Origin of the sequence: Nodosilinea sp. LEGE 07298 (assembly GCF_015207265.1) — a bacterium.
In the GTDB taxonomy this organism is placed as follows: Bacteria; Cyanobacteriota; Cyanobacteriia; order Phormidesmidales; family Phormidesmidaceae; genus Nodosilinea.
The window spans coordinates 1-8,388 of record NZ_JADEXE010000286.1 but is presented as its reverse complement, the minus strand read 5'-3'; the positions used below and the strand labels follow the sequence as shown (position 1 = coordinate 8,388).

The following is an 8,388-nucleotide window of genomic DNA, read 5'->3' as shown; positions in this document are numbered from 1 at the left end:
CCCTTGCTCCCTAGCCCCCGGAGAATAGTATCTAAACTTGCGCCGCAGAGTACTAGCCTCAGCCTGGGCCAACTCAAAACTTGCCGTCAAAATTGCTGCTGTTGACTTGGTATCTTGGCCTGTTCTGTGGTAGATTCATTAACTGTTGGCTAACCAATAACGTACTGCTTTGGTTGGCAAAACCTTACGCCATGGCTCAGTAGCTCAGTGGTAGAGCAGGGGACTCATAAGCCCTTGGTCGCGTGTTCAAATCACGCCTGAGCCATTTTTATCCACTCCTTGAGGGGGTAGGTTGATGACTGATACGAAAGACGGCTGTTTACGGGTCGGCCAAATGGCCCCTGATTTTAGCGCCACTGCCGTAGTCGATCAGGATTTTAAGATCGTTAAGCTGACTGACTACCGGGGCAGGTATGTCGTGCTATTTTTTTATCCCCTCGACTTTACCTTCGTGTGCCCAACCGAAATTGCGGCCTTTAGCGATCGCTACAGCGAGTTTGAGGCCCTCAACGCCGAGATTTTGGGCATTTCTGTGGATAGCGAGTTTGCTCACCTAGCTTGGATCCAGACCGAACGCAAGATGGGCGGTGTAGGCGATCTCAACTATCCCCTAGTGTCTGACATCAAGAAAGACATTAGCGCGGCCTACAATGTACTCGACCCCGATAGTGGGGTAGCCTTGCGAGGGCTATTTATCATTGACCGCGATGGGGTGTTGCAGCACTCCACCATTAACAACTTGGCCTTTGGCCGCAAGGTGGATGAAACTCTGCGGGTACTGCAGGCCATTCAGCATGTGCAGACGAACCCCGATGAGGTTTGCCCAGTCGACTGGCAGCCCGGTGATAAAACCATGACTCCTGATCCGGTTAAGTCTCGAGAATTTTTTGCCCAGGTTTAGTCCTTGGCCTAGTACGTTGCTGGGATACCCTTTGCTGGAATACCCTTTGGATAAACGGCGCTTGAATAAGTGTCTTGCGATGGTCCAAGACCGGCCAAGTAGGGCCAACGCCGACAGCCTGGACTTGCCGTAGGGTAGGCACTGCCCACCAGCTTTCATTCTAGCTATTCCCCTTTAGATGACGTCTAGAGGCCCCTTCTCGGTTCCTTTGGCGTAGTTTTTGAGAGCTACTATGCAAACTGCTCCGCCATCGACAACGGTTGCTAAATGGCGCTACTGGTTACCTTTGCCGCCGCGTCTGGAGCTGCCTTTGGGCCAGATTCCGCCAGACTTTGCCCTGTGGGATGTGACCCACAAGCGTACTGTACGGTTGGCCAACTGGCGGGGTAAGCAGCCCGTGGTGGTGGTGTTTTGCCGGATTGCAGCGGCGATCGCCTACAGCCCCCAGCACCATACCCACCTGGTGGCCATGAATGACACCTATACTCAGTTCCGCAATGCTGGAGCGGAAGTGCTAGCGGTTAGCCCTCAACCTCAGCGCCAGACCCAGGCGGTGGTAGACGACCTCGGCCTTAGCCTTCCTCTGCTCAGCGACCCCACTGGGAGCGTCTTTCGGGATTACCAGACTGGGCAGGCTATGGGCGCGCCGCTGCCGGCCCAGTTCTTACTCGATGCCCAAGGGCGATTGCGCTATTGCCATCTGTTTTCACTCCTGCACCCGGTGGCGCTGCCTGCTGCCTTGCTGGCAGCGCTAGAGCAGCTATAGGGCATTACGGTTTAGCGTTGAAGGCGGTGGCGGCAAGCGGTTGCTCAACGGCAATGCGGGGCAGGCGGTGCTTAAATCCACAGAGAATTTCCCAGCTGATGGTGTTGGCTAGGGTAGCCCAATCGTCAGGGCTAACGGTGTAATTGCCATCACGGCCGAGGAGGGTAACGACATCGCCCTCCTGCAGGTTGGGGATATGGCTAACATCTAGCATGAGCTGATCCATCGTGATCGCTCCAATTTGCTGGGCTAAATGGCCTTTGACCATGACTTGAAGCCGATTGGAGAGAATACGGGGCACCCCGTCGGCATAGCCAATACCGACAACGGCTAGGCGAATAGGGCGATCGCAGACGTGTTGATGGCCGTAGCTGATGCCGGTTCCGGCGGGTACGTCTTTGAGATGGGTAATGCGAGCCTTAACCTGCATGACCGGCTGCAAATCAACTTGAGCCTGGAGGTGGGGAGCTGGGTAAAGGCCGTAGAGGCCCAGACCGACGCGCACCAGATCGTAGTGCAGAGCGGGATTGGCTAGGGTAGCCGCCGTATTGGCCAAGTGCAGCCTAGACGGGAGCAACTGCTGTTGCTGAAGCTGCCCTAGCGCTGCTCTAAATCGCTGGTGCTGCTGATTCATAATGGTCGGATCGGGGCTGTCGGCGGTAGCCAGGTGAGAGTAGAGGCTGTCGATCTTGAGGTGGGGTAGCTGCCGCACAAACCGGGCAAAGTCGACGGCGTCGGCCCAGGGAAACCCGAGTCGGGTCATACCGGTATCGATTTTGAGGTGCACGCCTACCGGCCGAGCCGCTGCCAGCCCCGAGAGCGTGTCAGAAAATACCAGGGCCTGCTTGGGATTAACTAGGGTAGGCTGGAGCCGCCAGTGGGCGATCGCCTGCATTTCTTCGGGGCTATTGACGGCCCCCATCACTAAAATAGGCGCTTGAATCCCGGCGGCCCGCAGCTCAATACCTTCAGGCACTGTCGCTACTCCCAGCCAGGCGGCTCCGGCCTGAAGAGCCGTTTGGGCTACGGTAATCGCTCCGTGACCGTAGGCATCGGCCTTAACCACGGCCATCAGCTGGGCGGTAGTTGGCAATATGCTCCTAAACTGGCGCACGTTGTGCCGCAGCGCCGTTAGGTTAATCTCGACCCAGGCCCGACAGCAGCGCATAGGTTCTAGGCTTGGGGCCAGGCTTGGGGTTTGATCCCAACTCAGCATCGTTACTCCTCCTTCACCGTGGGCTTTTTGGGTTTTACTGGGCTAGCGACTCATCATACCGCCAGATATTGCTCTGCCCACTATCGGCGGAGCCCCAGGGCAGTGTATCAAGGGCTAAACGCCTCAATTTAGCTTCTGTGCTACCATCGGTCTAATCTTCTTTAGCCAATTAACCAAGCAAAAGAATGAGTAAGGTTCTGGTGCTCAATGCCTCCTATGAACCGCTCAACATTACGAGCTGGCGTCGAGCTGTTGTGCTCGTTATCAAGGGTAAGGCCGAGCGAGTTGAACATAACGGCAAGTTAGTCTACGCTGACTTTCCGCTGCCAACGGTGATTCGTCTGCGCCACTACGTCCGGGTGCCCTACAAAGATATTCCCCTCACCCGACGTAACCTGCTGCAGCGCGATAACCACACGTGTCAGTACTGTAGCTACAGCGGCGACGGCCTGACCCTTGACCACGTGATACCGCGATCACGGGGCGGCAGCGACACCTGGGAAAATATGGTAACAGCCTGCGTGCGTTGCAATGTCAAAAAGGGCAACCGTACTCCCCGAGAGGCCAACATGCCGCTCTTTAGCCAGCCCCGCAAGCCCCACAGTAGTCTCTACTTTGAGGTCACTCGTCAAATTCACAGCGGCGTGCATCAGGAATGGAAGAAATACGTCATCGGCATTTCCTAGGGGCTCAACCTATGTCTTAAGGCTGAAATCTGGCTTTAGAGGGAGCTAAGCTGGCGGTTCTGCAGCAATTTGTAATAATAAGCATAGAGCTACAGCGCTATTAACTCTTTAGGGAGTGCTCGGACAGGGCGTTTTATGCGGAAAGCAGCCCTGACCGCAACGCTAACGCAGCCTGCCTAGGGAGTGTCTGTACTCAGGGTGCGGCGATTTAGACCAGTTTGAGAATTAGATCAGTTGAATAGAGTACCAGGTGCGCTGTCACAGCAGGAAATGTCCATGATGACGTTTAACTCCGACTCCGAAGCCCCAGATGTGGCCGAGCCCAACGGCAACAGTGCCATTTCTGTCGTGCCTCGGCCCAATTCAGACAGCGATTCCGATGATTCGGTACAGGCGGTGCGTCGCCTGCTAGATGCTCATCGCGGCGATCGGCATTTAGTGCTGCTGCAAGATTTTCCTGACCCCGACGCGCTGTCGTCGGCCTGGGCCTACAAGCTGATTGCGGCCAGCTACAAAATTGAGTGCGACATTGTCTACGCAGGTACCCTTAGCCACCAGGAAAACATTGCCCTGGTGCGCCTGACTGGCTTGCCCGCCCGCCGCTGGTTATCGGCAGCCGATAATTCTCATCTGGGCGACTACCAGGGCCTGGTGCTAGTCGATAACCAGGGCACCACCAGCCAGCTCTATGAGCACCTGCGCGAGGCAGGGCTGCCCCTGGTGCTAGTGATTGACCACCATGCCCCCCAGTCTAAGCTCGATGCTGAATACATAGACCTGCGGCCTCACATTCGGGCTACGGCCACGATCTTGACCGAGTATCTCCAGCAGGGGCTGCTCAACCTCGACCGCAACAATAGCAAGCATACCAAGTGCGCTACCGCCCTCATGCACGGGCTGCGGGCCGACACCAACCAGCTCATGCACGCTGGGGCCAGCGACTTTATGGCGGCGGCCTACCTGAGCCAGTTTTACGACGGACAGCTGCTCAGCGCGGTGCTGCAGGCCTCGCGGTCGAAGCGGGTGATGGATGTAATCGAGCGATCGCTGCGCAACCGTAAGGTGCAAAACAACGTGTCGATTGCTGGGGTAGGCTACCTGCGCTACGACGATCGCGACGCCATTCCCCAGGCGGCTGACTTTTTGGTTACCGAAGAAAACGTGCACACCGCTGTGGTCTACGGCATTGTCCACGACGAAGACGAAGAGCGCGAGGTGGTGATTGGCTCGCTGCGCACCAGCAAAATTACCCTTGACCCTGACGAATTTATCAAAGAAGCCTTTGGCCAGGACAGCGAGGGCCGATTCTTTGGGGGCGGGCGATCGATGGCAGGCGGGTTTGAAATTCCGGTGGGCTTTTTGTCGGGCTTCTACGAAAACTCTGAGTACAACCGCCACAAGTGGGAGGTGTTCGATACCCAGATCAAGCAAAAGCTCTGGCGATTGGTCAACCCTGAAGAAGGCATGATCAATACCGACTAGCCTCCTTGTCAGAAAAACTCTAAACGCAAGCAGCCCAGCACTCGTTGCCTGGGCTGCTTGCGTTTACTCCCACAATCAATATGCCGGGTACTACCTAAGGTTGCACCACTTCTGGGACATCTATAGGCTCGGTTAAGTCGTCATCTGCGATCGCAGGCCGCCTGCCTCCAGAGCCAAATCCACCGTGCAGCAAGGTATAAAAGCAGGGAATGATAAACAGCGTCAGCACCGTAGCCAGCGACAGCCCCGAAAACACCACCACACCCAGGGGCTGCAAAAATTCTCCCCCCTCGCCCAGGCCCAGTGCCAGGGGAAACAAGCCCAGCACCGTGGTAAATGTGGTCATCAAAATGGGCCGCAGTCGACGGGGCGCGGCGCGCAACATTGCCTCTTGGCGCGAGCAGCCGGTGGCCGCATAGATTTGGTTGGCTAGCTCCACCATGATGATGGCGTTGTTGACCACAATACCGACCAGCAGTACCGCACCCACCACCACCGTGGCCCCGATCGCAGTTTGGGTGACGTAGAGGCCCAAAATACCGCCCGCCAGCGCCAGGGGCACCGTCAGCATAATCACCAGCGGGTCAATCAGCGAGTTGTACTGCACCGCCATCACCACAAACACCAGGAAGGCCGCAAGGGCACCCAGCACTGATAGCGACGATTGCAGCTCGCGATTGGTTGCGGCGGCGGAACTGGGCAGCAGGGTAATACCTGCGGGCAGCTCTAAATTAGCGACGATGGCTTCGGCTTCGGCCAGGGCGTTACCCAAACTGGCCCCATCGGCCAGATCGCCCGCAATCAACAGTACCTGCCGCCGATTAATCCGCTGAATTTCTCCTGGGGCTGGCCCCAGACCAATATTGGCAATGTCACCCAGCTGAATCAGCTGGCCTGCCTCAGTAAACAACGGTATATCTAGCAGCTGGGCCGATCGCTGCACGCTGCCCGGCTCTAGCTGCACCTTCACATCCACCAGGCGGTTGCCCCGCTGCAGCTGAGTCGGCACCGAGCCATTCAGGGCCGTTTGCACCGTAGCGCCAATGTCAGCGGCAGACAAGCCCAGATCTTCGGCCCTGGTCCAGTCGGGCAAAATGCGAACCTCGTCCTGGGGTTCTTCACCATCGGGGCGGTAGCGAGCCAGCGTCGCCTGTTCCCGCAGCGCCCCCAGCACCTGCCTGCCTGCCTGCTGCAGCGCTTCGGTATCTTCACCCTGAAGGCCGAGGTCGAGGTCCGATCGCACCGGAGAGTTGCTTAAAATCAGGCCGCGCACCGACTCAGGCCGAATGCTCACGTCGGTTTCTACCAGCGGCAGCTGGCTCAGCTCGCCGGTCATGCGCTCTACAAAGGCGGCGGTATCGGTTCCCGGCTTTAGGGTAACGGTGCTACCACCGCGCAGGGTGTTTTCGCTGGTGTTGGAGCCAAACAGCGAGCCGCCAGCGGTGGTAAACACATAGTCAGTTTCGGGCTGGGCCAGCAGCACCTCATCAATGGCCTGCATGACCCGCTGGTTAGCTTCCACAGTAGTACCAGCCGGAAACCGGGCGCTGACGTTGGCCTGCCCGGTGCTAATGCTGGGCAAAATTTCCTGAGGAATTTGGCCCAGCATCCAGAAACTGCTGCCGCCAAAAACCAGTAGCGCCAGGGCGATCACCAGCAGTCGCCGCAGCAGCACGCGGCTGAGCAGGCGACCGTAGCCCAGAGTAACCCCTTCCAAACGAGCATTGAACCAGCGAAAGAAGCCCCAGCTTTGCAGCGATCGCGTGCTGCGTCCCATAATCAGCCGCGAGGCCAGGGTGGGCACCACGGTCAACCCCACCACCAGTGAGGCCGCCACCGAAAAGCTGACGGTCAAAATCAGCTCGTTAAAAATGAGCGAAATAAACCCGCCAATCAGCAAGAAGGGCAGCACCGCCACCAGGTTGGTCGTGGTCGAAGCCAGCAGAGCGCTCTCTAACTCCTGGCTGCTGGCTTCAGCCTGAAACACCGCCTCCCGCAGACTGTAGCGCCCTTCCTGACGAGAGCTTTCCATTTCTTCGGCCCGCTTGGCCATGTTCTCCAGCATCACAATGGAGTTGTCCACCACAATGCCGACCCCCAGGGCCAAGCCCCCCAGGCTAAAGACATTCAGCGACAGACCAAAGAACCCCATCAGCACTAGAGCCATCAGGGTAGCCAGGGGAATAGCCGTCACAATAATAAAGGTTTGGCGCAGAGAGCCTAGGAACAGCAGCACCGCTATCCCGGCCAGGGTAGCCCCAGTCAGGCCCGATACAGCCACGTTGCGAATGGAATTGCGAATAAATCGCGATTCATCAAGGGTGGCGGTCATATCCATACCCTCAGGCATTTGGCCTACCCGACGCATATCGGCGAGCTTGGCCTTAACCCCGTCTACTACGTCGATGGTATTGGCGGCGGGCTGCTTTTGAACGCTGACTTTGACTGCCGGTTGGCCGTTCAGGTTAACAAAGATGCGCTGCTCCTCAATGCCGTCAACCACGGTGGCCACATCGCGCAGATACACCTGCTGGGGCGGGCTGGTGCCGGGCACCGTAATGGGCAAATTGCGCAGCTCCTCGGCGGAGGCAAACTGACCTACCAGGCGAGTCAGGGTTTCTGCTTGGCCGCCGCGAATGCGCCCGCCAGAGATATCCTGATTGCGATCGCTGAGAGCATCGATCACATCCGCCACATCAATACCAGCCGACTGTAGGCGGCGCAGATCGACATTCACCTGCACCTGCTCATTGACGCCGCCCGATACATCGGTATTGGCCACCCCAGGCACCTGCTGTAGCTCCCGCTCTAGCTCTTCTTCGGCAAAAATGCGCAGATCCTGCAGGCTCAGGCTGTCAGAGGTCAGCGCCATTTCGTAGACGGGCAGCTGGGAGGGGTCAAACTTAAACAGTCTCGGGGTTTCAATATTTTCGGGTAGAGTGCTGCGAGCGCGGTTTAGGGTGGCGGTAGCGTCGTTTAGGGCCTGGTCAATGTCGCCGCCGGGCTCAAAAAACAGGTCAATGCTAATGCGCCCTTCACGGGTTTGAGAGAATACCTGCACTACCCCTTCGGTGGCGGCCAGAGCCTCTTCTAAGGGCCGGGTGATTTCATCCACCGCCACCTCTGGCGATAGCCCTGGCGCGTCACCCCTTAGACCAATGCGGGGGTAAGTGATTGAGGGCAGCAGGTCGACCGGCAGCTGGGAGGTAATGAAGAAGCCCATGACAAAGACGGTCAGGGTCAACATCAGGGTGCCAATATGCCGCCGAATGGCCAAACCACTGATGCTAAAGCGGTTGTTGGGAAAGGAGGAGGGGGTCATAAGGAAGTGTGGGAG

General features: G+C 57.5%; 6 protein-coding genes and 1 tRNA gene. 5 read left to right on the top strand and 2 right to left on the bottom strand.

What is annotated here, in order from left to right; genetic code table 11:
- The first annotated feature begins 193 nt into the window (after positions 1 to 193).
- From IQ273_RS26750 to IQ273_RS26740, 3 genes are all read left to right on the top strand, one after another.
- Positions 194 to 265, top strand: a tRNA-Met gene (locus IQ273_RS26750).
- Between the two features lie 30 nt (positions 266 to 295).
- Positions 296 to 901 carry a peroxiredoxin gene (locus IQ273_RS26745; RefSeq protein WP_194026184.1) on the top strand — a complete coding sequence of 202 codons (606 nt, stop codon included), beginning with the start codon at positions 296 to 298 and terminating at the stop codon, positions 899 to 901.
- A 232-nt stretch (positions 902 to 1,133) separates the two neighbouring features.
- Complete coding sequence (locus tag IQ273_RS26740) at positions 1,134 to 1,667, top strand: peroxiredoxin (RefSeq protein WP_194026183.1); 534 nt, start codon at positions 1,134 to 1,136, stop codon at positions 1,665 to 1,667.
- A 4-nt stretch (positions 1,668 to 1,671) separates the two neighbouring features.
- Here IQ273_RS26740 and alr read toward each other — a convergent pair whose 3' ends face one another.
- Complete coding sequence (alr, locus tag IQ273_RS26735) at positions 1,672 to 2,883, bottom strand: alanine racemase (protein ID WP_194026182.1); 1,212 nt, start codon at positions 2,881 to 2,883, stop codon at positions 1,672 to 1,674.
- 185 nt (positions 2,884 to 3,068) lie between these two features.
- Here alr and IQ273_RS26730 point away from each other — a divergent pair, with 185 nt between their 5' ends.
- Positions 3,069 to 3,569: an HNH endonuclease gene (locus IQ273_RS26730; protein WP_194026181.1), complete on the top strand. Its 501-nt coding sequence runs from the start codon at positions 3,069 to 3,071 to the stop codon at positions 3,567 to 3,569.
- Positions 3,570 to 3,848: 279 nt separating this feature from the next.
- Entirely contained in the window at positions 3,849 to 5,051 is a 1,203-nt protein-coding gene (locus IQ273_RS26725; protein WP_194026185.1) for a bifunctional oligoribonuclease/PAP phosphatase NrnA, read from the top strand.
- Positions 5,052 to 5,145: 94 nt separating this feature from the next.
- Here IQ273_RS26725 and IQ273_RS26720 read toward each other — a convergent pair whose 3' ends face one another.
- Positions 5,146 to 8,373: an efflux RND transporter permease subunit gene (locus IQ273_RS26720; protein WP_194026180.1), complete on the bottom strand. Its 3,228-nt coding sequence runs from the start codon at positions 8,371 to 8,373 to the stop codon at positions 5,146 to 5,148.
- Positions 8,374 to 8,388: the final 15 nt, after the last annotated feature.